At 69.1% G+C, this 24,203-nt stretch carries 23 protein-coding genes; 5 read left to right on the top strand and 18 right to left on the bottom strand.

Annotated features, from left to right (window positions below):
• Nucleotides 1-6: 6 nt before the first annotated feature.
• The 6 genes from ACK4JY_RS12080 to ACK4JY_RS12055 all read right to left on the bottom strand — a co-directional run bounded on the left by ACK4JY_RS12080 (nt 7) and on the right by ACK4JY_RS12055 (nt 4,026).
• Nucleotides 7-441 carry a DUF1801 domain-containing protein gene (locus tag ACK4JY_RS12080; protein WP_409606023.1) on the bottom strand — a complete coding sequence of 145 codons (435 nt, stop codon included), beginning with the start codon at nt 439-441 and terminating at the stop codon, nt 7-9.
• 18 nt (nt 442-459) lie between these two features.
• A complete protein-coding gene (locus tag ACK4JY_RS12075) occupies nt 460-876 on the bottom strand; it encodes a DUF1801 domain-containing protein (protein ID WP_409606021.1) in 417 nt (138 codons plus the stop codon).
• On the bottom strand, nt 873-1,094 hold the full coding sequence (locus ACK4JY_RS12070; RefSeq protein ID WP_409606019.1) for a hypothetical protein: 222 nt from the start codon (nt 1,092-1,094) through the stop codon (nt 873-875). Before ACK4JY_RS12070 ends, ACK4JY_RS12075 begins: the two co-directional genes overlap by 4 nt.
• Nucleotides 1,095-1,124: 30 nt before the next feature.
• Nucleotides 1,125-1,565 carry an SRPBCC domain-containing protein gene (locus tag ACK4JY_RS12065; RefSeq protein ID WP_409606017.1) on the bottom strand — a complete coding sequence of 147 codons (441 nt, stop codon included), beginning with the start codon at nt 1,563-1,565 and terminating at the stop codon, nt 1,125-1,127.
• Nucleotides 1,562-1,885, bottom strand: coding sequence for an ArsR/SmtB family transcription factor (locus ACK4JY_RS12060; RefSeq protein ID WP_409606016.1), 324 nt, complete (start codon nt 1,883-1,885; stop codon nt 1,562-1,564). Before ACK4JY_RS12060 ends, ACK4JY_RS12065 begins: the two co-directional genes overlap by 4 nt.
• Before the next feature lie 104 nt (nt 1,886-1,989).
• Nucleotides 1,990-4,026, bottom strand: coding sequence for an ATP-binding protein (locus ACK4JY_RS12055; RefSeq protein WP_409606014.1), 2,037 nt, complete (start codon nt 4,024-4,026; stop codon nt 1,990-1,992).
• A 365-nt stretch (nt 4,027-4,391) separates the two neighbouring features.
• Here ACK4JY_RS12055 and ACK4JY_RS12050 point away from each other — a divergent pair, with 365 nt between their 5' ends.
• Nucleotides 4,392-5,003: a DUF1134 domain-containing protein gene (locus ACK4JY_RS12050; RefSeq protein WP_409606012.1), complete on the top strand. Its 612-nt coding sequence runs from the start codon at nt 4,392-4,394 to the stop codon at nt 5,001-5,003.
• A gap of 239 nt (nt 5,004-5,242) precedes the next feature.
• On the opposite strand, the gene ACK4JY_RS12045 is transcribed toward ACK4JY_RS12050, so the two are convergent.
• From ACK4JY_RS12045 to thpR, 4 genes are all read right to left on the bottom strand, one after another.
• A complete protein-coding gene (locus ACK4JY_RS12045; protein WP_409606010.1) occupies nt 5,243-6,127 on the bottom strand; it encodes an SDR family NAD(P)-dependent oxidoreductase in 885 nt (294 codons plus the stop codon).
• A 7-nt stretch (nt 6,128-6,134) separates the two neighbouring features.
• Nucleotides 6,135-7,367 (bottom strand): NAD-dependent epimerase/dehydratase family protein, encoded by a 1,233-nt coding sequence (locus tag ACK4JY_RS12040; protein WP_409606008.1) that lies wholly within the window; start codon nt 7,365-7,367, stop codon nt 6,135-6,137.
• A gap of 93 nt (nt 7,368-7,460) precedes the next feature.
• A complete protein-coding gene (locus tag ACK4JY_RS12035) occupies nt 7,461-8,000 on the bottom strand; it encodes a GNAT family N-acetyltransferase (protein ID WP_409606006.1) in 540 nt (179 codons plus the stop codon).
• A complete protein-coding gene (gene thpR, locus ACK4JY_RS12030) occupies nt 7,997-8,536 on the bottom strand; it encodes an RNA 2',3'-cyclic phosphodiesterase (RefSeq protein WP_409606004.1) in 540 nt (179 codons plus the stop codon). Before thpR ends, ACK4JY_RS12035 begins: the two co-directional genes overlap by 4 nt.
• A 126-nt stretch (nt 8,537-8,662) precedes the next feature.
• Between thpR and ACK4JY_RS12025 the strand changes: the two genes are divergently transcribed.
• Nucleotides 8,663-9,424: a Bax inhibitor-1/YccA family protein gene (locus tag ACK4JY_RS12025; protein ID WP_409606002.1), complete on the top strand. Its 762-nt coding sequence runs from the start codon at nt 8,663-8,665 to the stop codon at nt 9,422-9,424.
• 114 nt (nt 9,425-9,538) lie between these two features.
• On the opposite strand, the gene ACK4JY_RS12020 is transcribed toward ACK4JY_RS12025, so the two are convergent.
• The 5 genes from ACK4JY_RS12020 to ACK4JY_RS12000 form a co-directional block, all read right to left on the bottom strand.
• Nucleotides 9,539-9,871: a DUF2794 domain-containing protein gene (locus ACK4JY_RS12020; protein ID WP_409606000.1), complete on the bottom strand. Its 333-nt coding sequence runs from the start codon at nt 9,869-9,871 to the stop codon at nt 9,539-9,541.
• A gap of 338 nt (nt 9,872-10,209) precedes the next feature.
• The gene (locus ACK4JY_RS12015; protein ID WP_409605998.1) at nt 10,210-11,535 is read right to left on the bottom strand and encodes a trypsin-like peptidase domain-containing protein; all 1,326 of its coding nucleotides are present in this window, start codon (nt 11,533-11,535) and stop codon (nt 10,210-10,212) included.
• A gap of 27 nt (nt 11,536-11,562) precedes the next feature.
• Nucleotides 11,563-12,993 (bottom strand): sensor histidine kinase, encoded by a 1,431-nt coding sequence (locus ACK4JY_RS12010; RefSeq protein WP_409605996.1) that lies wholly within the window; start codon nt 12,991-12,993, stop codon nt 11,563-11,565.
• Between the two features lie 5 nt (nt 12,994-12,998).
• Nucleotides 12,999-13,799: a response regulator transcription factor gene (locus ACK4JY_RS12005; protein WP_409605994.1), complete on the bottom strand. Its 801-nt coding sequence runs from the start codon at nt 13,797-13,799 to the stop codon at nt 12,999-13,001.
• 132 nt (nt 13,800-13,931) lie between these two features.
• Nucleotides 13,932-17,237 carry an amidohydrolase family protein gene (locus ACK4JY_RS12000; protein WP_409605992.1) on the bottom strand — a complete coding sequence of 1,102 codons (3,306 nt, stop codon included), beginning with the start codon at nt 17,235-17,237 and terminating at the stop codon, nt 13,932-13,934.
• Between the two features lie 227 nt (nt 17,238-17,464).
• Between ACK4JY_RS12000 and ACK4JY_RS11995 the strand changes: the two genes are divergently transcribed.
• The 3 genes from ACK4JY_RS11995 to ACK4JY_RS11985 are packed head-to-tail and all read left to right on the top strand — an operon-like array spanning nt 17,465 to nt 20,619.
• Entirely contained in the window at nt 17,465-18,907 is a 1,443-nt protein-coding gene (locus ACK4JY_RS11995; RefSeq protein ID WP_409605990.1) for an aldehyde dehydrogenase family protein, read from the top strand.
• Nucleotides 18,908-18,910: 3 nt separating this feature from the next.
• Nucleotides 18,911-19,768, top strand: a complete 858-nt coding sequence (locus ACK4JY_RS11990) for an SMP-30/gluconolactonase/LRE family protein (RefSeq protein ID WP_409605988.1) — start codon at nt 18,911-18,913, stop codon at nt 19,766-19,768.
• Complete coding sequence (locus tag ACK4JY_RS11985; RefSeq protein ID WP_409605986.1) at nt 19,765-20,619, top strand: aldose 1-epimerase; 855 nt, start codon at nt 19,765-19,767, stop codon at nt 20,617-20,619. Before ACK4JY_RS11990 ends, ACK4JY_RS11985 begins: the two co-directional genes overlap by 4 nt.
• Nucleotides 20,620-20,625: 6 nt before the next feature.
• Here the strand turns inward: ACK4JY_RS11985 and ACK4JY_RS11980 are convergent, their stop codons facing one another.
• From ACK4JY_RS11980 to ACK4JY_RS11970, 3 genes are all read right to left on the bottom strand, one after another.
• Complete coding sequence (locus tag ACK4JY_RS11980) at nt 20,626-22,422, bottom strand: IlvD/Edd family dehydratase (protein WP_409605984.1); 1,797 nt, start codon at nt 22,420-22,422, stop codon at nt 20,626-20,628.
• 5 nt (nt 22,423-22,427) lie between these two features.
• Nucleotides 22,428-23,177, bottom strand: a complete 750-nt coding sequence (locus ACK4JY_RS11975; RefSeq protein ID WP_409605982.1) for an SDR family NAD(P)-dependent oxidoreductase — start codon at nt 23,175-23,177, stop codon at nt 22,428-22,430.
• A gap of 160 nt (nt 23,178-23,337) precedes the next feature.
• Nucleotides 23,338-24,111: an IclR family transcriptional regulator gene (locus ACK4JY_RS11970; RefSeq protein WP_409605980.1), complete on the bottom strand. Its 774-nt coding sequence runs from the start codon at nt 24,109-24,111 to the stop codon at nt 23,338-23,340.
• Between the last annotated feature and the right edge of the window lie 92 nt (nt 24,112-24,203).

The following is a 24,203-nucleotide window of genomic DNA, read 5'->3' as shown; positions in this document are numbered from 1 at the left end:
CGCCGTTCAGCCGCCGGTCGGCGTCCGTGACCGGGCGGGCGCCGGAGAGAGGTTCACGGCGACGGCGGCGCGGATCAGCGCCTTGAACGCCGCCTCGTCGATGACCTCGCCCTCGCGGATATCGATGGCGCGCCGGGTCGAACCCTCGAGGCTGGAATTGAACAGACCGGTCGCGTCCTCGAGCGAGGCGCCTTTGGCGAAGGTGAGTTTCACCACGGCCTTGTAAGTCTCTCCCGTGGTGATGATCCCGGCGTGCGACCAGACCGGCGTGCCGCCCCATTTCACCTCCTCGACCACCTCGGGATCGGCCTCATGGATCAGGGCCCTGAGGCGCGCGAGGGTGCGGCCCCGCCAGTCGTCCAGCCCGGCGATCCGGGCGTCGATCCAGTCGGAGGGTGGGGTTCCGGCGTCGAGGGCCGGGAGGTCGCCCTTGCGGTTCATTTCGTAAGTCCTTCGCGACTACATCCGTTCACCGGGCAGGGCGCTGGCCTGCCGCACCCAGTCGGCGAACCGCGCCTCGTCGAAGGCGTCGTCCTCGTGGATGTGGAAATAGCGCACGTCCTTCTGCGTCGAGCCGACCGGCGGGACCGGCTCGAGCGCCGCACCGCGGAAGAAGGCGACCTTCACATAGGTGTTGAAGCAATGGAGGCTGAGGAACCAGACATGGTCCTCGGCCCCGTACAGCGGCGAGTTCCATTTGACCGCCTTGCGGACGCCGGGGACCGTGCGCTCGACGATGGCGTCGATCCGGCGACCGACCCCGCTTTTCCAGCCCGGCGCGGCGGCGATCCAGGCCTGGACCGGGGCGTCGCCATAGCCCTTGGCGATCTGTGGATTGCCGCCCGACAGCAGGGTCGGCTTCGCGCTCTTCGTCATGACGCCGCCCCGGCGTTGCGGTGTTTCCGGATGTGGGGCAGGGCGAACATGTACAGGCCCGAGGCCGTCATCAGGGCCAGCGGAAACAGCGGCAGGAAATAGATCCATTCCGCCGGCTTCTGGCCCAGTCCGAGGGCGAGGAAGATGCCGGCGACGACCACGGTGAAGAGGATCGACAGCCAGCGGTGAGCCTGTCGGATCAAGGCGCTCCAGTTCATTCTGATATCTCCTTCAAGGTTGGGCGGCGATCAGGCCGCCGCGTCGGCCTGCGCCAGCGTCTGCTCCAGTTTTTCGAGGAAGGTCCGCCATCCGGCGCCGGCGCCGCCGAAAGCCTGCCGCTGGTCGGGCCGGAAGCCGGCCTGTTCCATGCGCAGATGCGTGCCCATTCCGGTCGGGGTCAGGGTGAAGGTGACCACGCTTTCAAGTGCATAGGCCGGGTCGTCGTGGACGTAGTTCCATGTGTAGCTGAGCGTCCGGTCGGGCTCGACGGCGAGGACCTCGCAGTCCAGCACCCCGCCCCAGTCGCCGCTGAGGTGGAAGCGGTGGCCGACCTCGGGGCTGAAGTCGTTCTTCATCAGCCAGGCCTCGATCAGATGCGGCTGGGTCAGGGCCCGCCACAGCCGGTCCGGCGGGTAGGGAAACTCCCGCTCGACGACGACCGAACGGGTCTGGGTCGCGGCTTCGGTCATTGATCCATCCTCTTCATCAGGTCCTCGAGGTCGTCGAGTTTCGCTTCCCAGAATCCGGCCATCTGCCGGGTCCAGTCGGTCAGCGGGGTCAGGGCGCCGGGCAGGGCGCTGTAGTGGGTCAGGCGGCCTTCGGGGCGGTCGCGCACCAGACCCGCCTGTTTCAGCACGCCGAGATGTTTGGACACCGCCGGCTGGGAGACACCGGCCTGGACGGTCAGCGCCCCGACCGTCTGCTCGCCCTCACGACACAGCTGTTCGAAGATCCCCCGCCGGGTCGGATCGGCGAGCGTTCGGAACAGGATTTCATGAGTGTCGGACATCAAACGGATAACCGGTGAGCTATGCATTGAGCTATAACCACCGGATTATGTATGAGTCAAGCGACAGGCCCGCCACGCCCCCTCGAGGAGCGCGCGACGGCCGGCTAGCCTGCGTAAGCCATGACCAACGGCATCGCCGTCTCCGCCGCCGGCTGTACCTCGGCCAGGGCCTCGAACAGGGCCGGCGCGCTCATCGGCTTGGGCAGATGCAGGTCCGCGCCCGCCTGCAGACTGGCCTCGACATGCTGCGGCAGGGTGTTGGCGGTCAGCATGATGATCGGGGTGCGGGCCAGTCCGCGCTCGCTTTCGAGATCGCGGATCGCTCGGGTCGCCGCCATGCCGTCCATGACCGGCATCATCATGTCCATCAGGATAGCGTCATACCGGTTGGCCAGGAACGCCTCGAGGGCCTGCTGCCCCTCCTCGGCGCAGTCGACCTCGACGCCGATGGTTTGCAGGATCAGCTCGGCGACGCGGCGGTTGGTGGCGTTGTCATCGACCACCAGGACGCGGCCAAGGCTGGGCGGCGGCGGCGCCTCCGGCCCCGTGGCGGTCGCGGATTCGCCGGACACGTCCCGCAACGGCAGGGTGAACCAGAAGGTCGCCCCCTTGCCGGGTTCGCCACGGCAGTCCAGGTCCCCGCCCATGGCGACGGCGAGCTCGCGCGAGATGGAGAGGCCGAGGCCCGATCCGCCGAAACGACGGGTGATGGTGCCGTCCGCCTGCTGAAAACGCCCGAAAATGACGGCGCGCTGCTCATTGTCGAACCCGGGACCGGTGTCGCGCACCTCGAACCTGTGCCGGTCGCCGTCCCGGCTGACATGCAGGGAGACCGAGCCGCGATCGGTGAATTTGACGGCGTTGGAGACCAGATTGGTCAGAACCTGTTTCAGACGCAGCGGGTCGCCCATGACCTCGACGGCGACGTCAGGGGCCAGTTCCGCGAACAGGGCCAGGCCCTTTTCCTGCGCCGCCAGGTCCGAAAGGCTCAGGACCGCCTCGACGATATCCGCCAGGACCATGGGGGCATCGCTCAGGACCAGTTCGCCGGCCTCGATGCGGGCAAGGTCAAGAATGTCGCCGATCAGCCGTCCCAGCTGATCGGATGAGGCGCGGATCAGGTCGGTCAGTTCGCGCTGGTGGGCGGACTGCTCGGTCCCCGCGAGAAGGTCGGCGACGCCGATCACGCCGTTCAGCGGCGTGCGCAGCTCGTGGCTCATATTGGTCAGGAAGACGGTTTTCGCCTCATTGGCGGCCTCGGCCTCGGCGGTCGCCCGGCGCAGGGCCGCCGCCTGCGCCTTGCGCTCCGAAATGTCGCGGATGTGGGCGTGGATGTGGGGAACGCCCTGCTCATGGGCGACCGACATCCACAGTTCGATGTCGACGCGGCTCTGGTCCTTGCGGCAGGCCACCAGTTCGATCCTGCGCTCGACGCGGGCCCCGCCGCTGTGACGCCATTGTTCGAGGCCGCGCCGGTGCCGAGCCTTCAGGTCGCCGGGGACGATCATGTCGACGTTCCCGCCCAGCGCCTCCGCCCCCGAATAGCCGAACAGCTGTTCGGCGCCTTCGGACCAGTCCGTGATCGTTCCCTGATCGTCGCATTCGATCAGGGCGTCCGCCGAGGCCAGCAGGGCCGCGTACCATGACCGGGCCCGGTGACGCGCGGCGAGGTCTTCGGCGACGACGAAGGCGAGGCGCGAGAGGGACGAGGCCAGCGAGGGGTCGAAGGCCTTCGGCTCCGTGTCGAACACGCAGACCACGCCGACGGCGTGGTCGTTCACCAGCACGGGCGCGCCGGCGTAGAAGCGAAGGTTCGGCGCCCCGACGACGTGCGGATTCCGGGCGAAGCGAAAATCCTCCCGGGCATCGGCGACCCACATGACGCGATCGGGCTCGGCGATGACATGGGTGCAGAAGGACGACCAGCGACATCCGTCGGCCGGGGCGTAGTCGCGCCCGCCCGAATACCAGTTGCGTTCAGCCTCGACCAGGCTGACCAGGGCCCAGCGGGTCCCGGCCAGGTCGCCGGCCAGGGCGGCGATCTCGTTGTGCTGAGGCGCCCGGGGCTGGTCCACCAGGCCGAACGAACGGACCATATCCAGCCTTACGGCTTCGTGCTCGGTCGTCGGTAGCGTAATCATACTCGAACAAAACCCTGCTTGAGGTCTGACTATACCCCGGATGGGTTAAGTTTTTGCAGAATATGCTCTGTGTGGTGACCAGGCGACCAGTCTACAGGGCAAGCGTGGCTGTAACCTCCCATCCAGTTGCGAACGACTTTCAGCGGTTGTCTGTTTTACCTGAACATTCGTCTCCCGATGCAAGTAATGTCGGACAGCGCAACAGCGATGGACTGATCGACCGCCCGGGCGTCGCGCCACACCCCGACGGGGATGGCAATCCCGCGTTAACCTTGCCGCCGCAAGGCTGACGCAAACGCCGGTGACGGTGTGATCCAGCGCCCGCGCGAGTCGGGCGAGCCGTCCCCGCCTTCGGAGCCAAAGCCATGCATCGTCGCCAGCTGATCCTTTCCGGTCTCGCCGCCACCGCCGGCGCCTCGGGCCTGTCCGCCTGCGCCACCGCGCCGGCGGCCGATCCCAACTATCCGATCCGCTCGGACCAGGAGGCGCAGGCCTATAGCGCGGACGAATTGATCGCCGCCGGTTCGCGCGAGCTGGGCATCGCCGCCGAAGCCATCGGCGCCGCCATCGAACGCATCTTCGCCGACCAGGGCGACCGCCCGACCGCCTATATCGCCGGCGAGGAGGGCTCGGGCGCGGCCGGCGTCGGCCTGCGCTACGGCCGCGGGGCCCTGCACATGAAGGACCTGTCGGCCTCGCAGGAGGTGTTCTGGCAGGGCATTTCGATCGGCTGGGACGTTGGCGGCAACGCCAGCCGGGTCTTCACCCTGGTCTACGGCCTCTATCACCCCGACATGATCTACCGCCGCTACCCCGGCGTGGAGGGCTCGGCCTATCTGGTCGGCGGCGTGGGCGTGAACTACCAGCGCGCCGACGGCATCGTCCTGGCCCCGATCCGCACCGGAGTCGGCCTGCGACTCGGCGCCAATGTCGGCACCATGGCCTACAGCCGCCAGCGCAATCTGCTGCCGTTCTGAGGCGACGAGTGGCTGGTGGCTAGTGGCTAGTGGCTAGTGATTAGTGATTAGTGCGCAGCTTCGGCTGCCGGCGGAAGGGCGGTGCGGACCGCGCCGTCGCACAGGCGTCGGCCAGCCACTAGCCACTAGCCACTAACCACCCCTTTCAGCTCCGATGTCACCCTTGTCCCGGCTATCGCCCCTGTCCCGGGCGGCGATGTCGCGCATGTCCCGCCCGAATTGTCCCGGGTGATTGTCGCCTATGTCCCGCCGTCGGCGAGCATGGCCTCCAACCCCTCGCGCCACGTCGGATAGGTCGGCCGCCAGCCCAGTTCGGCCTTGGCGCGAGCATTCGAAAGGCGTTTGGAGTCGCGATAGAAGCGGCGCATCGCCTCGGACACCGACGGGTCGTCGAGATCGACCTCGGGCGGCCGCGGCACGCCCAGACGTTTCGCCGCCCCCTCCATGACCACGTCCGCGGGCGTCGGTTCGTCGTCGCACAGGGTGTAGGCGGCGCCGGGGCGGGGCCGGGCCATGGAGGCGAACAGACCGGCGACGGCGTCCTCGACATGGATGCGGTTGAATACCTGACCGGGTTTGCGGACGATCCGGGCGGTGCCCTCGCGCAGCTTGTCCAACGGCGAGCGGCCGGGGCCATACAGGGCCGGCAGGCGGAAGATCTGCACCGTCAGACCCATGCCCTGACCCGCGTCCAGCCAGTCGCGTTCGGCCCGGACCCGGCGTGCGCCCTCCAGAGAGGCGGCGTTGAGCGGGTCGTCCTCGAAGGCCCAGCCGCCAGCCCGGTCGCCGTACACCGCCGTCGAGGAGACATAGCCGATCCAGCCCGGCCAAGCGCCGGTGCGCGTGATGGCGGGGATCAGACGCTTCAGACCGGGGCAGCCGTCGGCTTCGGGCGGCGCGGTGATCAGAATGGCCGGCGTCTCGAGGACGGAGGCGTCGAGGGCGTCGTCATCGGCCGGATCGAGGGCGTTGAAGCCCTCGGCCAGCAAACTCCGGCGGGTGTCAGGATCGCGGCTGGTCAGGTCGGCGGCGCCGCGGCGGCGCACCGTTTCCCGCGCCGCCGCCTGTCCCAGCCAGCCGCCGCCGAAGACCAGCAGGGCGGCGGGCGTCGCATCGACCGGCATGGCGAACTCAGGCCGAGCGGGCGTGGGCGGGGCCGACCGGGGCGACGGTGACCGGTTCGGCCTTGACCGCCGCGGCCCGCTTGCTGTTCCACGTCGAGACGCACGGCACCTTGGTCAGGTCGGCGCGATGGGCGTAGCGGCGGGCGATTTCCGTGACGTCCTGCATCAGCCCCTCGGCGAGGGTGATCGGCTTGAGGCCCAGTTCGCGGAACTGATCGTTGGCGACCACCAGTTCGTTCTCGTCGGCTTCCTGACGCGGGTTGGGGACGTTGTGCACCTCCGCGCCGGTCATGCCGGCGATCAGGGCGGCGAGGTCGCGGACCCGGCGGCTCTCGGTCATCTGGTTGAGGATCTTGACCCGTTCGCCCGTCTTCGGCGGGTTTTTCAGCGCCAGTTCGACGCAGCGCACCGTATCCTGAATGTGGATGAAGGCCCGCGTCTGGCCGCCCGTGCCGTGCACGGTCAGCGGATAGCCGACCGCCGCCTGCATCAGGAAGCGGTTCAGCACCGTGCCGTAGTCGCCGTCATAGTCGAAGCGGTTGATCAGACGCTCGTCCTGGCGGGTTTCTTCGGTCTGGGCTCCCCAGACGATGCCCTGGTGCAGGTCGGTGATCCGGACGCCGTCGTTCTTGGCGTAGAACTGGAACAGCAGGGCGTCCTGGGTCTTGGTCATGTGATAGATCGAGCCCGGGTTGGGCGGGAACAGGATCTCCTGCTCGGCCGGGCCGAAGTCGGTGTCGACCGTGACCTTCAGATAGCCCTCGGGAATGCGCAGGCCGGCGGTGGTGTAGCCATAGACGCCCATGGTCCCGAGGTGGGCGAGATGCACATCCAGCCCGCTCTCGACGATCGCGGCGAGCAAGTGATTGGTTGCATTGAGGTTGTTATCGACCGTGTACAGCTTGTGCCGCGCCGACTTCATCGAATAGGGCGCTGCCCGTTGTTCGGCGAAGTGGACAACGCTGTCCGGCTTCCAGTCCTTGAGCAAGGCGACGAGGCGGTCGAATTCCTTGCCGACCGTCATGTTGACGAACTCGATCGTCTTGCCCGAGACCTCGTTCCAGGCGGCGATGCGCTCGCCCATGGTCCTGATCGGGGTGAGGGACTGGACCTCCAGCTCGTTGTCGATATTGCGCCGACTCAGATTGTCGACGACCAGCACGTCCCAGCCTCTCGCCGACAGGTGCAGGGCCGTCGGCCAGCCGCAGAATCCATCGCCGCCAAGAACCAGTACGCGCATCCGTTCATCCCTCGTATGAGTCGCTTCCTGCCTAGCCGATGGCGGCGACGGGTCAAAGCTCAGGCGTCCAACGCGCGAGCGCGTGTTTCGGGCTCAGGTGCGCGGTCGGGCGCGCCACTGGACCCGGCTCTGGCCCCAGCGGTCGACCGGCACGCCGTCGAATGGCGGCGGCAGTTGCGTCGGACCGAGGTTGCGCGAGCCCAAGCGTTCGGCGAGCCGTTGCGACGGCGTATTGTCCGGGTCGATGCAGTGGATGACGTCGGTCCAGCCGAGCGTGTCGAAGGCGTAGTCGATCGTGGCGGTGGCCGCCTCGACGCCATAGCCCTTGCCCTGGGCGTCGGGATGCAGGCCCCAGCCGACCTCGGTCCCCGGCCATCCCAGCGGCGTCCACGGCCCGATCCGGCCCAGCCACAGACCCGTGTCGCGCTCGATCAGGGAGAACATGGCCACGCCGGTCAGGGACCAGGCTCCCGCCATGGTCATGAAGCCGCGCCAGGCGGCCTCGGCCGGCTGCGGCCCGCCGAGGAATTTCGACGCCTCCGGATCGGCCATCATCTCCGCCCAGCGCGGGAAATCCTCCATCGTCTGCGGGCGCAGCGTCAGGCGGGCGGTCTCGATCACCGGTCCGGTCACAGCGGATACTCCTGCTCGAGCTGATAATGGCTGCCGTCCTGGGTCAGGACGCTGGACCACAGGCCGAAGCTGCGGGCGCGGATCGGCGGCGAATGCAGCAGATTGTGCCCGACGATCCAGGCCCCGATCCGGTTCGGATTGGTCTGGGGCTTGAGGTAGGCCAGGGTCACATGCGGGCGGTAGTCGCGCCGCTCCATCACCACCCCCGCCCGCTCGCCGGCGGCGCGGCAGCGGCCGGCCAGCACCGACAGCCGCTCATTGGCCTCGACCCCGGCCCACAGGGTGTGGCTGCGATGGGAATCGCCAAAGGCGCCGACGCCGCGCAGGGTGAAGTCGAACGGCCCGCCGGCGGCGGCGCGGTTGAGTTCGGCGGCCAGGTCGTCGGCCCGGCGCTCCTCGATTTCGCCGTAGAAGGCCAGGGTGAGGTGCAGCTGGTCGCGCGCCCGCCATCTGGCCCCCGGCAGGCCGGATTGACGCCGCTCCAGGGTGTCGGCGACGTCGTCGGGGATCGGCAGGGCGGCGAACAGGCGGATCATGCGACCGTTCGTAGCGGCTGAAACCCGACCGCCCAAGTCCGGTTTTCCTTGCGTCAACGGGACTCGACCCCGATATTTGACCGGACAGCCGGGATCATCCCGGCGAACAAGGAGAACGAACTCGCGATGAGCGACTTCAACAACGGCTATGCCCGGCCGCTTCCCCAGTCAGCCGACATGTCGGTGGACGCGGGTCTGCGCAGCTTCATGCTGGGCGTCTACAACAAGGTGGCGCTGGGTCTGCTGGTGTCGGCGGTCCTCGCCTATGTCACCGGCTCGGTGCCGGCGGTGCGCGATCTGCTGTTCGCGACCCAGGTGTTCCCCGACGGCGTTACCCGCCTGACCGGCTACACAATGCTGGGCATGATCGTGGCCTTCTCGCCGCTGGTCGTGCTGCTGGGGTCCAACTTCGTGATGAAGAACCCGAGCGCGGGCGGCGCGAGCGGCCTGTACTGGTTGATCGTCGCCCTGATCGGCGCCTCGATGGGCACGGTGGTGCTGATTTATACCGGCGCTTCGGTGGTTCAGACCTTCCTGATCACGGCCGCGGCCTTCGGCGGTCTGAGTCTGTTCGGCTACACGACCAAGAAGGACCTGACCGGCATCGGCAGCTTCCTGATCATGGGCGTCATCGGCCTGATCATCGCCTCGGTGGTGAACATGTTCCTGCAGAGCGGCATGATGCAGATGATCATCAGCGTCGCCGGCGTCCTGATCTTCGCCGGGCTGACCGCCTATGACACCCAGCGGCTGAAGATGACCTACTATGCCCTCGGCGGAAACCAGACCGCCATGAGCGTGGCCACCAGCTACGGCGCGCTGAGCCTGTACATCAACTTCATCAACATGTTCCAGTTTCTGCTGATGCTGTTCGGCGGCAGGCGTTAAGCGGGGGCTATCGGGCGGGACGCGGTCCGCCCTGCTTGAGCGCCCCGGCCTCAAGTAGCCCGAAGGGCGACAGGCCAAAAAGAAGGGCCCCGGCGGAGACGCCGGGGCCTTTTTCTATTCGACGATGCTGAACCGGCGGCTGTCGAAGATGCGCAGGACCTGGGGCAGTTCGCGGCCGCGTCGCAGCACCACGCCGCCCTCGCCGATGACCGCCCACTGCCCTTGTTTGAGGCGCAGGGCCGGGCGTTTTTCGATGCGGTAGGCCGGGGCGTCGCCGGATCGGCGGAAGACAGCGAACTCGGCCACTTCGCGATGACCGACCATGGCGTAGTCCCGCCAATCTCCGGCCGCCACCATCCGACCATAGACCCTCAGGATCAGGTCCAGTTCGCGCCGGTCAAAGAAGACCGGACCGGACTGCGGCTGCAAATCGGCGGCGTCGCTCATGCGTCGAAGGTAGGCCGACCGTACGGAAACGCCAGAGTTTTCACCGGCGCGGCACAGCGACCGCCGTGCCCCGAACGCCACTCTTCGAAGAAATCGTCGGGGCCATGAAAACGCCGCCGTTCCGCCCATCGTCCGCCCCCTTGGGGGCCGACACCGGATGGATCGGCCTGTCGGAGTTCGGAGCGGTCCCGGATTCTGAACAGCCCCCCCAGCCCCCCTGGATCATTCCACCAAGGGCTCCGGCGGGTCGATGCTTCCTCCAAGCGAGACGCCCGCTCCGCCACCCTCCCCCCTCCGGCCGAGCGGGCGTTTTGCTGTCCGGCGTCCGGGCGCCGCGATCAGGGCAGGGTGATCTCGACCGGCTCGTCGTCCCGCATCACCGACAGAATGCGCTGACCCGTCCCTTCGAGGGCGGCGGCGAGGGCGTCCAGCCCGGCCACGGGGCTGTCGTCAACCAGACGGATCAGGTCGCCGGCCTGCAGGCCCGCGCCGGCCGCGACCGAGCCGCCCTCGACCGCGAACACCAGCAGGCCGTCGGTCCCGAGCCGGGCGCTCAGGCCGCGCGCGACCACGACCTCGGCGCCCAGCACGACCGCCCTGTCGCCCGGGGCCTCGACGGTCAGGGTCGCCCGGCCTTCGCGACCATCGCGGAGGTAGACGACCTGGACCTCGGCGCCGGGCTGGGCGATGCCGATCGTCGCCGCCACCGTGCCGGCGTTCGACACCGGCCGGTTCTGGATACGGGTGACGATGTCGCCGCGCTTGAGGCCGGCCGCCTCGGCGGACGAGCCGGGGGCGACGCTTTCGACCACCGCGCCGCGCACGATGCCGAGACCGAGGTCGCGCGATCGTTCCGCGTTCAGCGAGCCGAGAATGGCTCCGGTCGAGCCGCGCTTGACCTCGCCCGCGGTGCGCAGCTGATCGACCACATACATCAGGATGCGGCTGGGCACGGCGAAGGCGATGCCGTCGTTGCCGCCGCCGCCGCCGGACAGGATCGAGGTGTTGATCCCGATCAGCCGGCCGCGGCTGTCGAGCAGCGGGCCGCCGGAGTTGCCGGAGTTCACCGCCGCGTCGGTCTGGATATAGTCCTCGATCCGGTCGCCCATCCCGGAGCGACCGAGACCGGAGATCACTCCCATGGTCAGGGTCTGGTCGAGGCCCAGCGGATAGCCGACGGCGAAGGCCAGATCGCCCGTTCGCAGCTGGTCGGAATCGACCACCTCGATCTGGGACAGGCCGCTGGCGTCGAATTTGAGCACGGCCAGGTCGGTGGCCTTGTCGGCGCCCACCAGGACGGCGTCGAAGATGCGGCCGTCGGTCAGGTCGACGGTGAATTTCCGCCCGCCCTCGACCACGTGGTTGTTCGTCACGACGATGCCCTCGCGAGCGTCGATGATGGCGCCGGAGCCGCTGGAGAAGGCGCGGGGCTCGTTCTCGCCCGAGCTGGGGCCTTCCGACTGGCCGAGGGTGGTGACCTGGACTACGGCCGGCAGGGCCGCTTCCAGGCCCTCGGCGAAGCTGAACACGCCCCGGCGGGCGTCGTAGGGAATCGGACCTTGGGGCGTCGACTGGGCCATGGCCCCGGTCGCGCCCAGCAGGGGAGCAGCCATGGCCAGCGCCAGTATCGACAGGCCCTGGGCCCGGTGGGTGGAACGCCGCATAAACAAATCCTCTGTGCTCGTGCGATCCTAGCGCGAGAAGAAGGCCGTGACGACCGCGCCCGGACGACCGTCATCGATGGTCATTGAGGCGCCATGCCGCTTCAGGATCGCCCGCACGAAGGCGAGGCCCATGCCGTGGCTGTCGGGTCCACCACCCAATGCGCCGCCGCGCGGCTGTATCGCGGTGAAGCCGGGACCCTGGTCGGCGACGATCAGGACGGGCCGGCCGTCACGCCGGCCGACCGTCAGGGTCACCACGCCGCCGTCCGGCGAGAATTTGACCGCGTTGTCGACCAGATTGGTCACCGCCCGCTGCAGCAGGGAGTGAACCCCGAGCACCGACACGGCCTCGCCCTCCACCCGGATGGAGACGCCGCGTTCCTCGGCGAGCGGCTGGTAGAGGTCGGCCGCCAGCGCCGCCAGTTCGTCCAGCCGCACACTGTCGAACACCCAGGCCTCGCCGTCGCGCAGGGCCATGGCCTCGTTCATCGAGCGGGTGATCCGCGCCAGATCGGACAGGGCCTCGTCGATCAGGGTGTGCGCCTCGGGCGTGGCCGCCGTCGCGCGAAGCCGCTCGAGGCGGACGGAGGCGCGGGCAAGCGGCGTGCGGAAGTCGTGCGCCAGCTGATCGGCCGAATCCCTGAGCCAGCTGAGAAGCTCGTCGAGCCGGTCGAGGGTGCGGTTCACATGGCCGGTCAGTTCTGTCAGTTCGGGGGCCACCGCGGTCTCGGGCGCGCGCACGGAGAAGTCGCCGACCGCGGCGCGGTCGAGAACCCGGCTGACCCCGGTGACCGCTTCGGTCAGGCGGCGGCGGGACATGGCGGCGGCGGCGAGACCCATGACCAGAAGCAGCAGTCCGGTGGCGACGACGGCGGCGACCGCCCAGCCCCAGGCCTCGCCCGAACGGTCGACGACCCGACCGACGGCGATGTCGAGCGCGCCGAACGGCCGCCGCACCACCACCACCTCGACCGCCCGCGACGGACACAGGACGCCCGGGCCGAGGCGCACGACATGCACGTCCTCGCCCAGCCGCCCGAGGCGTTGCCCCGGCACCGACGCCAGCGCCGCCAGACCGGCCGGCTTGCCGACCGGGGCTCGGATGAAGCGCACCCCGGCCCCGCCGCGGCCGGTGCGGCATGTCTCTTCGAGCGTGCTCGCCTCGCGGGCGGGTCCGCTCTGGAAGGCGCTGAGCCAGGCCGACAGCCAGGCCGCGTCGGCCCCGGTCAGGGCCTCGGCCGATAGACTGGCTTCGGAGCCCAGTTTCGAGACCATGGCGCCGTAGTCGTGCAGCGCCGCCAGCGCCGCCTTTTCGCGCTGGTCCATGCGCACGGCGGCGCCGGTGACCAGCAGGGAGCCGGACAGGGCCAGCGCGGCCAGCACGCCCATGACGGCTGCCAGTTGGCTCGAGCTGCGCCGGGCCAGCCAGCCTCCCGGGCCCGGGCGGGGTCCGGCCATGCGGTTCAGCCCGCCGCCGAAAGGTCGCGGAACACCAGGCTCTGGCTGCGCGCCGGGACGATCAGCGGATGCAGGTCCTCGCCGAGTTCGGGGGTCTGCTCCCTGAGCCGGCGCCGCAGGGCGCTGATCCGCGCGTCGATGACATTGACGAAATTGTCGGGCAGGAATTTCCACTCCACCCAGCAGCGGTCCCACAGCATGGTCTTGGTCACGGGTTGGCCGCGCGCGCCCATCAACTCGGCGACGATGGCGAACTCCAGCGGCGACAGGTCGATCAGTCGGCTTTCGCCCTCGGCCAGGTCCAGTTTCAGGGTGCGGGCGCCGGGCGACAGGCGGAAGGGGCCGTTGACCAGCTCGGCGCCCGCCGGACGGGCCCGGCGCGCGGCGCGGCGCAGCTGGGCGGCGATGCGCGCCAGAAGCTCCTCGTCGCCGACCGGCTTGGCCAGATAGTCGTCGGCGCCGCCCAGCAGGCCCTCGACCTTCTGCCGCTCGCCGCCGAGGGCGGTCAGCATCAGGGCCGGCGCGTCCGAGGATGTCCCTCGTCCGGCGCGCAGCCGCTTCAGCATCTCCAGCCCGTCCATGCCGGCCGTGAGCCGGTCGAGGATCAGGATGTCGTAGGGTGTGTGGCCGGTGGCTTCGAGCGCGGCCTCGCCGGCTTCGAACCGGTCGACGGTTTCGAAGCCCGCGGCGGTCAGCCTTTCCGCTACATGGTCGGCGAGGGCCGGGTCATCCTCGAGCAGCAGGGCTCGCCGGCCGGCGAACACCGGGCCGAGGCGGGCGAAAGGATCGTCGTCCTGGGTCGTCATGTCTACGCCTGCACTCCGCCGTCGCCCCACGTTACGGCGCCGATGCCGGATGACAACGCCGCCGCAGGGCTGCTTTTAGGCTGAAGGAAGAGGGACGGGGGCTGACCGTTCCTGACGGTCAGCCCCGGGTGCTCAGTGGTCGCCGTGGCCGTGCGAGTCGCTGTCGGAGGTCTGGGCCGCCCAGCCTTCGCCACCGGCTCCCGCGAACCAGAACGGCGCCCGCGGTCGCTGGCGCGGCGCGATCTCGTTCATGCCGGAATCGTAAACCCGGCCGTTGAGCACGGTGTAGGCGACCGAGCTGGTGTTGCGGATGTTCTCCAGCGGGTTGGCGTCCAGCACCACCATGTCGGCCAGCTTGCCGACTTCCAGCGAGCCGATGTCGCCATCCATGCCCAGCGCCTTCGCGCCGTTCAGGGTGCCGGCGCGGATCGCCTCCAGCGGCGACATCCCGCCCTGGGCCAGGCTCCACACCTCCCAGTGCGCCGCCAGACCCTCGCGCTGGCCATGGGCGCCGATCTGGACGGTGACGCCCTCGTTCGCCAGACGCGTCGCCTCGCGAGCCACCGAGATGTGGTTCCACTCATTGTCCGGCAGGGTCACGGGCCGGCGGGCGCGGGCGTCGAGGATGCGGCGGGGGACGTACTGGGTCAGGATCGGGTCGTTCCAGACCTCGCTCTCCTGATACCAGTAGTTCTCGCCATAGCTGCCGCCATAGGCCACCGACAGGGTCGGGTTGTAGGCGACGCCGGTCTGGCGCCATAGCTGGTGGACGTCGTCGTACAGCCGGGCCAGCGGGATGGCGTGTTCGATGGTGGTGTGGCCGTCGACGATCATCGACATATTGTGCTGGAACAGCGACCCGCCCTCGGGGACGACCATCATGTTCAGCTGGCGCGCCGCCTCGATGACCTGCTGGCGCTGGTCGCGGCGCGGCTGGTTGTAGCTCTTGACGCTCCAGGCCCCGGCGGCCTGCATCCTACGCAGGGTCGACAGGGCGTCGTCGAGGTCCTCGACCTGGGCCGTGAACGGCGTGGCGGCCCCGTACAGGATGGTGCCGGTCGAGAAGATGCGCGGGGCCACGACGCGGCCGGTCCGGGCCAGTTCGCTGTGGGCGAAGATCTCGCTGGTGTCGGCCGACGGGTTGTGGATCGTCGTCACCCCGAAGGCCAGCGAGGCGTAGTTGACCCAGCTCTGCTGCGGGATGATCTCGTCCGAGCCCATGGCCCCGTGCCAGTGGGTGTCGACGAGACCGGGCATGATGGTCTTGCCGGTCATGTCGAGGGTCGGGATGCCCGCCGGAAGGGTCATGCTGGCGGTCGAGCCGATCGCCTCGATGCGATTGCCGTCGACGACGATGGTCCCGTTCTCGATCACCTCGGCGCCGTTCATGGTGATGAGCCGCGCCCCGACCAGGGCCATGCGGCCCTGCGGACGATCGGCCTCGACGCTGAAGCCGAGATTGATCCCGTGTTCGTCGGGCTTGGGCAGCTCTTCGGGCGCGCCGTCGACGAAGGCGAAGGACTGGTTCAGGTCGCGGGTGAACAACTCCGGGCCCTGCGACCAGTGCAGGCGGCGGGAATCGCCGGACCAGCTGAGCCACTCGCCGGAGTCGCGGGTGACCCGGGCCTGGGGCAGGGATTTGCCGTCGGCAGCGACGGTGATCGGCCGCCCGGCGGCCACGAACGGCGCGACGTAAGCGTTGAACCGCTCGGTCCAGCCGATCCAGTTCCCGTCCGGCGAGACGGCGAATTCGCTGGCCCATTCGGAGGTCAGATGGGTGCGCTCGTCCTCGCCGTTCAGGTCGACCGAGGTCAGGGTGCGTTTGTCGCCGTCGCGGCCGGACAGGAAGATGCGCTGGCCGTCGGGCCCGAACTGGGGCGCCGAGCCCTCGTCGGTGATGAACACCGGCTCTCCGCCGCCGGCGGGGATGCGGTAGATTCCCGGGTCGCGACTCCACAGGGCGGTGGTCAGGAAACCGTCGCTGGCGGTGCGATAGACGATGGTCCCGCCGTCCGGCGAGAAGACGGGCTCCAGATAGTGGCCGGGCTTTTCGGTCACCACGCGGCCGGCGCCGCCCGAGGCCGGGACCACCCGGATCGAGCCCAGGTCCTCGTCGTCCCAGGTCGTGTAGACGATCGAGCGGCCGTCGCGCGACCAGTTGGGATAGAGTTCGAAATGGTCGCCTTGGCGGGTCAGGCGGCGGGCGGTTCCGCTCGGCAGGTCACGGATCCACAGTTGGCCGAGCGCCTCGAACACGACCTTCGACCCGTCCGGCGATGGCCGGGCCCAGCGGACCATCTTCACATCGAATCGATCGGGCGCGACCTCGACGGGGAAGCGGACGGCGTCCTGCACCCGACGGGTGTCGGCGACGTGGAAGGGGATGTCGGTCACGGCCTGCGAGGCCACGTCGACCTTCTGGATGCGGCCGTCGGCCCAGAAGACGATGGAGCGGTTGTCGGGCGTCCAGCTGATCGCCGGATAGACGCCGTGGACGGCCCAGGTCTCCTGCAGGTCGCGGTCGAGGCCCGAGAAGACCGGCGTCTCGCGTCCGGACTCGATGTCCATCACATACAGCACGGACTGGTAGCGGACGCGGCGGATGAAGGCGATCGACCTGCCGTCGGGCGAGGGCGTCGGTCGGATCGAACCGCCCGGGCCGGTGATATAGGGGTCGATCTCGCCGGTCTCGCGATCCAGCCGGCGGATGATGTAGATCTGGCCGTTGACGTCCTTGGAGTATTCGAAGGTGGCGCCCGGCGTGGCGTCATCGCTGAAATACAGATAGCGGCCGTCGGGCGAGAAGGCCGGTTCGCCGGTGTCCTTCTGCTGCGTGCGGCGCTCGGTCATCTGCACGCCGCCGCCGCCCGATCGGTGGTACATCCACAGCTCGCCGGCCCCCAGCGAGCGGGCCGAGGTGAAGTGTTTGCGGGCGACGATGAACTGGCCGTCGGGCGTCCATTCCGGCTGGTTCAAGAGGCGGAAGGTCTCCTTCGACACCTGCACCGGATTGGAGCCATCGGCCTCCATGATCCAGATGTTGTCGCCGCTGGCGCGGTCCGAGGTGAAGGCGATGTGGCGGCCGTCGGGCGACCATTTCGGCTGCATGTCCCAGGCCACGCCGCTGGCGATGGCGCGCGCCTCGCCGCCGGAGACGGGCATGACATAGATGTCGCCCAGCATGTCGAAGGCGAGGGTGCGACCGTCCGGGCTGACGTCGACCGACATCCAGGTGCCGCGGGTCACATCGATCGGTATGTCGCGCGACGGTCCGGGCGGAGCCTGGACATCCCATTTCGGTTCTTCCGCCTCGTCGGCCTCCGGCCCGGGGGCTTCGGCGGAGGCCGCGACGGCGACGGGCGCCGGCTCCGGCGTCTGGGCCCAGGCGGGGGTGGCAAGCGCCAGCAGGGCGGCCGTGGCCAGCAGTTCACGCTTCATGGTTTCATCCCCGAACAGACGGACGTCTTGCGCCGCCCGCCGGCTGTCGCGTCCTCCCGCAAGGACTAGAGGAGGATCGGTCGCGACGGCAAGTCCGGCCGGAAGGCGCGGGTCGATCCGTGGGCGCGGCCGGACCGACATGACGGGCTGACCTCGGGCGTCTCAGCCTCTATCTAGCGTGCCGGGCCGCTCTCTTCCGCGGCCTGCGCCCCTGTCGAGGACCGGCCATGACCGAGACGATCGAACTGTCCCACTGGATCGATGGCGAGAAGGTCGCCAGCGACCGGCCCTCGGAGAGCCTGAACCCGTCCGATACGCGCGATGTGGTGGCGCGCAGCCCCGACGCCGGCGTGGAGGAGGTCAATGCGGCGGTGGCGGCGGCGAAGGCGGCCTTCCCGGCCTGGTCCGAGGCCTCGCCCGAGGTGCGCTCGGATATCCTCGACAGGGCGGGGACCCTGATCATGGAACGGCGCGAACCGCTGGGTCGCCTGCTGTCGCGGGAGGAGGGCAAGACTCTGCCCGAGGGCATCGGCGAGACCGTTCGCGCCGGCCGCATCCTGAAATATTTCGCCGGCGAGGCACTGCGCGTCCATGGCCAGAACCTCGCCTCGGTGCGGCCGGGGGTGGAGATCCAGACCTATCGCCAGGCGGTCGGGGTGTATGGCCTGATCACGCCGTGGAATTTCCCGGTGGCGATCCCGGCGTGGAAGGCGGCCCCGGCCCTGGCCTTCGGCAATACGGTGGTGATGAAGCCGGCCGGCCCGACCCCGGCGACGGCCGAGGCCATGGTCGCAATCCTGCATGAGGCCGGCCTGCCCAAGGGGGTGCTGAATCTGGTCATCGGCCGCGGCGGCGTCGGCCAGGCCATCGTCGACCACAAGGACGTGGACGGCGTCTCCTTCACCGGCTCGCAGGGCGTCGGCGCCGGGGTGGCCGCGGGCGCGGTCAGGCGTCAGGCCCGGGTGCAACTGGAAATGGGCGGCAAGAACCCGCTGATCGTGCTGGACGACGCCGATCTGGACCGCGCCGTGATGATCGCCCTCGACGGCTCCTTCTACGCCACGGGCCAGCGGTGCACCGCCTCCAGCCGGCTGATCGTCCAGGACGGCATCCATGACCGCTTCGTCGCCGCCCTCGCCGAGAAGGTCTCCGCCCTGCGCGTCGGACCGGCGCTGGACCCGAACACCCAGATCGGCCCGGCGGTCAGCGAGGACCAGCGCGAGACCTCCTACCGCTATATCGAGATCGCGCGCGGCGAGGGCGGCCGCATCGTCGCCGGCGGCGACCGGATGCAGCTCGAGACGCCCGGCTGGTATGTGCAGCCGACGCTGATCGTCGACACCGATCCGGATGGCCGGATCAACAACGAAGAGGTCTTCGGCCCGGTCGCCTCGACCATCCGCGTCAAGGACTATGAGGAGGCCCTGGCCATCGCCAATGGCGTCGAGTTCGGCCTGTCGGCGGGCATCGTCACCAGCTCGCTGAAGCACGCCCGGGACTTCCAGCGGCGGGCGAAAGCGGGCATGACGATGGTCAACCTCCCGACGGCGGGGGTCGACTACCACGTGCCGTTCGGGGGTTCGAAATCCTCCAGCTACGGCGCCCGCGAACAGGGCTTCGCGGCGGTCGAATTCTTCACCCAGACCAAGACCTCCTATTCGGCGAGCTGATCGATGAACGGAACCGTGGACCTCATCTGGGACGTGAAGGCCGAGCTGGGCGAGGGCCCGGTCTGGGACGCGGCCCGCGCCTGTCTGTGGTTCGTCGACATCAAGGGCCGCAAGCTGCACCGCTATGAGCCGGCCAGCGACGGCAGGACCTCGTGGGACACGCCGGACCAGACCGGTTTCGCCCTGCCGGCCGAGGACGGCTCGCTGGTCTGCGGCGTGCGCGGCGGCCTGCACCGGTTCGACCCCGAAAGCGGCGCCTTCACCCTGATCCAGCGGGTCGAGGCGGACAGGCCGCAGAACCGGCTGAACGACGGCTTCGTGGCTCCCGACGGAACCCTGTGGTTCGGCTCGATGGACGACAGCGAGGAGACTATATCTGGCGCCCTCTACCGCTGGCGGGGCGGCGAACTGACCCGTCACGACGACGGCTATCGCGTCACCAACGGTCCGGCGCTGAGCCCCGACGGGCGGATCATGTACCACCACGACACCACCGAGCGACGCATCTACGCCTTCGATCACGCCGACGGCTTCCTGACCAACAAGCGGCTGTTCGCCATCACCGAGGACGGTTTCGCCGACGGCCCGAGCGTGGACGTGGACGGGGTGCTGCAGGTCGGGCTGTTCAACGGCTGGGGCGTGGCCCGCTTCTCGCCCTCGGGCCAGCGGATCGGCACCATCCGCCTGCCGGTGCAGACGGTGACCAAGGCGGCCTTCGGCGGCGCCGACCGGCGCGACCTGTATTGCACCACCGCCTGGCTGGGCAATGCCGACAAACGGGCGGAGCAGCCGACCCTCGGCGGGCTGTACCGTGTCCGGGTCGAAACCCCCGGTCTGCCGCAGGCCCTGATCCGCTCGTGATCGTGCTCGAGCAGGGCGGCTGGCGACTGGCCGTCCGGCCGGAGCTGGGCTGTTCGATCGCCAGCCTGACCTGCGGCGGGCGCGATGTTCTGCGGCCGACGCCCGAGGGGGCGATGGACATTCTGCAGACCGCCTTCTTCCCGCTGGTCCCCTATGCCAACCGCATCGCCGGAGGCCGGTTCAGCTTTGGCGGACAGGCCGTCGCCCTGCCGGTGCACGACCGGTTCGCTCCTCACGCCCTGCACGGCGACGGCTGGCTGGCCTCGTGGGCGTTGCTGGAGCGGTCGGCGACCTCGGCCAGCTTCGTCTATCGCCATGACGCCGACGGCTGGCCGTGGCCGTATGAGGCGGTGCAGACCTTCACCCTGAGCGCCTCGGGACTGCGCATCGACCTGTCGGTTCTGAACGTCGCCGGCACGCCGGCCCCGGCCGGGCTGGGGCTGCATCCCTATTTTCCGGTGGGCGATCAGACCCGTCTGCAACTGAGGGCCGAGGCCGTCTGCTCGGTCGATGCCGGTCTGATCCCGACCGCGCCGGTTTCTCCGGCGCACGTCTTCGACTGGTCCGCCGGTCCGCGCGTCGCGGACGCGCCCTTCGTGGATAGTTGCTACATCGGCTGGGGCGGGACGGCGCGGCTGATCGAGCCCGACCGGACGATAACGGTCACCGGATCGCCCAACGCCGGATGGGCCCATATCTATGCGCCGGGGCTGGGCTATTGCTGCGTCGAGCCCGTCACCCACCGGCCCGACGCCGTTCATGCGCCGGAGGGCGAGGCCAGCGGCCTGGTCGTGCTGGAGCCCGGCCGCGCCCTGTCGATGTGGATGGAGATCGCCGTCGCCGACGCCTGAGAGAGGCTAGTGGTTGTCCCGCGCCTCGCCGAACCGGTCGATGATGCGGTGGTATTTGACCGCCGGCTCCAGCACCGCGCCGGTGTCCAGCTGGCTGACCATGCCGCGCTGGATCTCCTGCCACGGCGTCTGCGAGGCGGGATAGGCGTAGCCGCCGGCCGCCTCCAGCGCGGCGCGCCGCTCGGCCAGTTCGGCGTCGGAGATCAGGATGTCGGCCCGGCCGGTGTTGAGGTCGATCCGCACCCGGTCGCCGGTCTTCAGCAGGGCGATATTGCCGCCCGCCGCCGCCTCTGGCGAGGCGTTCAGGATCGAGGCCGAGCCCGAGGTGCCGGACTGCCGCCCGTCGCCGATGCAGGCGAGGGCGTGGACGCCGCGTTTGATCAGATAGTCGGGCGGCCGCATGTTCACGACCTCCGCCGCGCCGGGATAGCCGATCGGCCCGGCCCCGCGCATGAACAGCAGGGTCTGTTCGGTGATCGCCAGGCTCTCGTCGTCGATGCGACGGTGATAGTCCTCGGGCCCGTCGAACACGACGGCGGGGCCTTCGAAGGCGTTGAGGTCGTCGGGGTTGGACAGGTAGCGCTCGCGGAACTCGGGGCTGATCACGCTCAGCTTCATGACCGCGGCGTCGAACAGATTGCCGCTGAATACGACGAAACCGGCGTCTGTCTTCATCGGCGCGTCGAACGGCTTGATGACATCGGGCAGGATGACCTCGCTGCCGCGGCAGTTGTCGCCGATGGTGCGGCCGGTGACGGTCAGGGCGTTCTCGTGGATCAGGCCCTGTTTCATCAGTTCATTGACCACGGCCGGCACGCCGCCGGCATGGAAATAGTCCTCGCCCAGATACTCGCCGGCGGGCTGCAGGTTGACCAGCAGCGGCACATGCAGGCCGTGCGTCTGCCAGTCCTTCAGCGGCACGTCGACATGGGCGTGGCGGGCCAGGGCGGTCAGGTGGATCGGCGCGTTGGTCGAGCCGCCGATGGCCGAGTTGACGACGATGGCGTTGTGGAAGGCCTCGCGCGTCAGGATGTCCGACGGCTTGAGGTCCTCGCGCACCATGTCGACGATGCGCAGGCCGGTCTCATAGGCGACCTGGGCGCGCTCGCGGTAGGGGGCCGGGATGGCGGCCGAGCCGGGCAGGGACATGCCCAGGGCCTCGGCCAGCGAGTTCATCGTCGTCGCCGTGCCCATGGTGTTGCAATAGCCGACCGAGGGCGCCGACGATGCGACCAGCTCGATGAAGCCGTCGTAGTCGATCTCGCCGGCGGCCATCATCTGCCGCGCCTTCCAGATGATGGTGCCCGAGCCGGTGCGTTCGCCCTTGTGCCAGCCGTTCAGCATCGGCCCGACCGACAGGGCGATGGCCGGAATGTCGACCGTCGCCGCCGCCATCAGACAGGCCGGGGTGGTCTTGTCGCAGCCGATCGTCAGCACGACGCCGTCCAGCGGATAGCCGTACAGGCTCTCGACGAGGCCGAGGTAGGCGAGGTTGCGGTCCAGTCCGGCGGTGGGGCGCTTGCCGGTCTCTTGGATCGGATGGACCGGGAATTCCATGGCGATGCCGCCGGCCTCGCGGATGCCCTCGCGGAGCCGTTCGGCCAGCACCAGATGGTGGCGGTTGCAGGGGCTGAGGTCCGAGCCGGTCTGGGCGATGCCGATGATCGGCCGGTCCGACTGCAGCTCCTTCCGCGTCAGGCCATAGTTCAGATACCGCTCCAGATAGAGGGCGGTCATGTCCGGGTTGTCGGGGTTGTTGAACCAGGCGCGCGAACGGAGCGGCTTCTTCGGGCGGTCTGTCATGCGCGTCAGTTCCAGCCGCCGTCGACGATATAGTGCTGATTGGTGATGGCCCCGGCCTCGTCGGAAGCCATGAAGACGATGACCCGGGCGATGTCGTCGGGGACCAGCCGGCGCTTGAGGCACTGCCGCTCGTAGATCTCCTTCTCGCTCTCGGGCGTGACCCACAGTTCGAGCTGGCGTTCGGTCATGATCCAGCCCGGGGCGACCGCGTTGACCCGGATACCGAACTCGCCGAAGTCGCGGGCCAGCGAGCGGGTCAGGCCCAGCACCGCCGACTTGGACGCCGTATAGGCCGCCATGCCGCCCTGGCCGATGACCCAGGACGTCGAGCCCAGATTGACGATGGCGCCCTTGCCCGCGGCCTGCATGTCAGGGAGGACGGCCTGGGCGGCGAAGAACTGGTGTTTCAGATTCACCGCGATGCGGCCGTCCCAATAGGCCTCGGTGACCTCCAGGGTGGCGTGGCGCTCGTCATGGGCGGCGTTGTTGATCAGCACCCCGATCGGACCGAAACGGTCGCGGACCGTCTGCACCGCCGCCTTGAGGGCGGGGATGTCGGTCAGGTCGCAGGGGACGAACAGCAGGCTGTCGCCGAACTCCGTCTCCAGCTTCGCGCCGCGGGCGGCGTCGATGTCGAGAACGCCGACGCGTGCGCCCTGGGCGATGAAGGCGCGGGTGATCGCCTCGCCAATGCCGCCGGCGCCCCCGGTGACGATGACGACAGCCCCTGCGAGGTCGGAATAGATGGCGGCCATACGCTCCCCAACGGTTGTCCGGCGGGTCCTCGCGCCCGCGTCGACCCGAAGGACGACCTTTCATTCATGAAAGCGATATTCGTCGGCGAAAATGCTCGCGCGGCTGGATGAAGTCAACGCGAGCGTGCGCGCGGGCCTGAATTTTCAGCGTGACGGGGCGTCAGGCCTGGGAAACGGCGCTCATCTCTGACGAGAGGGACGCGGCGGCGCGACGCAGATGGCTGACGACGACGTCGATGTCCGACGTCGGCGGGGTGCGTTCGATATAGGGGGTGATCAGGGTGGCGATCACGCCGTCAGCGCCGATGATCGGGGCGACCAGATCGGTGACCCCCTTCACGAAGTCGCTGGGGCGCTCGACGTGGCCCAGCGCGCCCGCCTCCTCGGCCGCCTTGATGAAGCGGTTGGTGCGCGCCGCGCCGAAGCGGGCGACCAGCCGATCGCGCAGCTCGGCCTTTTCGGCGGCCGGAGCGCAGCCGTAGAACATCAGGCCGGAGGTCGCGTCGATGATGTTGCGGCGGTAGCCGACGCGGACCGAGAAGCCGAGATCGCCCGGGCCCTCGATGCGGGCGATGACCACGATCTGCTCGCCGGACAGCACCACCAGATGGCAGGACTGCACCGTCGCCTCGGCCAGTTCGCGCATCACCGGCAGGGCGGTCTCGACCAGCGACCGCACCGGCGCCTGGGCCATGCCGAGGGTGAACAGCCGGTTCGTGAGTCGATATCCCTGGGGCGACTGCTCGATATAGCCCCGGAACTCCAGCACTTGGATCATGCGGAACAGCTCGCTGACCGAGCGGCCGAGGACGGCCGACATCTGCGACGGCGTCATCGGCTCGCCGTGCGACGACAGCAGTTCGAGGACGTCGAGCCCCTTCTCCAGCGCCGGCGCGCGGTATTTGCGGTCGTCCGTCTCGTCCTGAAGCGTCATGGGCGCCGGGGTTCCTTGTGGGCGGCGGAAACTAGCGAGCGGGGCGGCTTTGGCAAATCGCCGGAAGAGCGGTCACCTATGAAGCATCACGT

Origin of the sequence: Brevundimonas sp. (assembly GCF_046295595.1) — a bacterium.
In the GTDB taxonomy this organism is placed as follows: domain Bacteria; phylum Pseudomonadota; class Alphaproteobacteria; order Caulobacterales; family Caulobacteraceae; genus Brevundimonas.
This window is presented reverse-complemented; position numbering and strand designations above follow the sequence as displayed.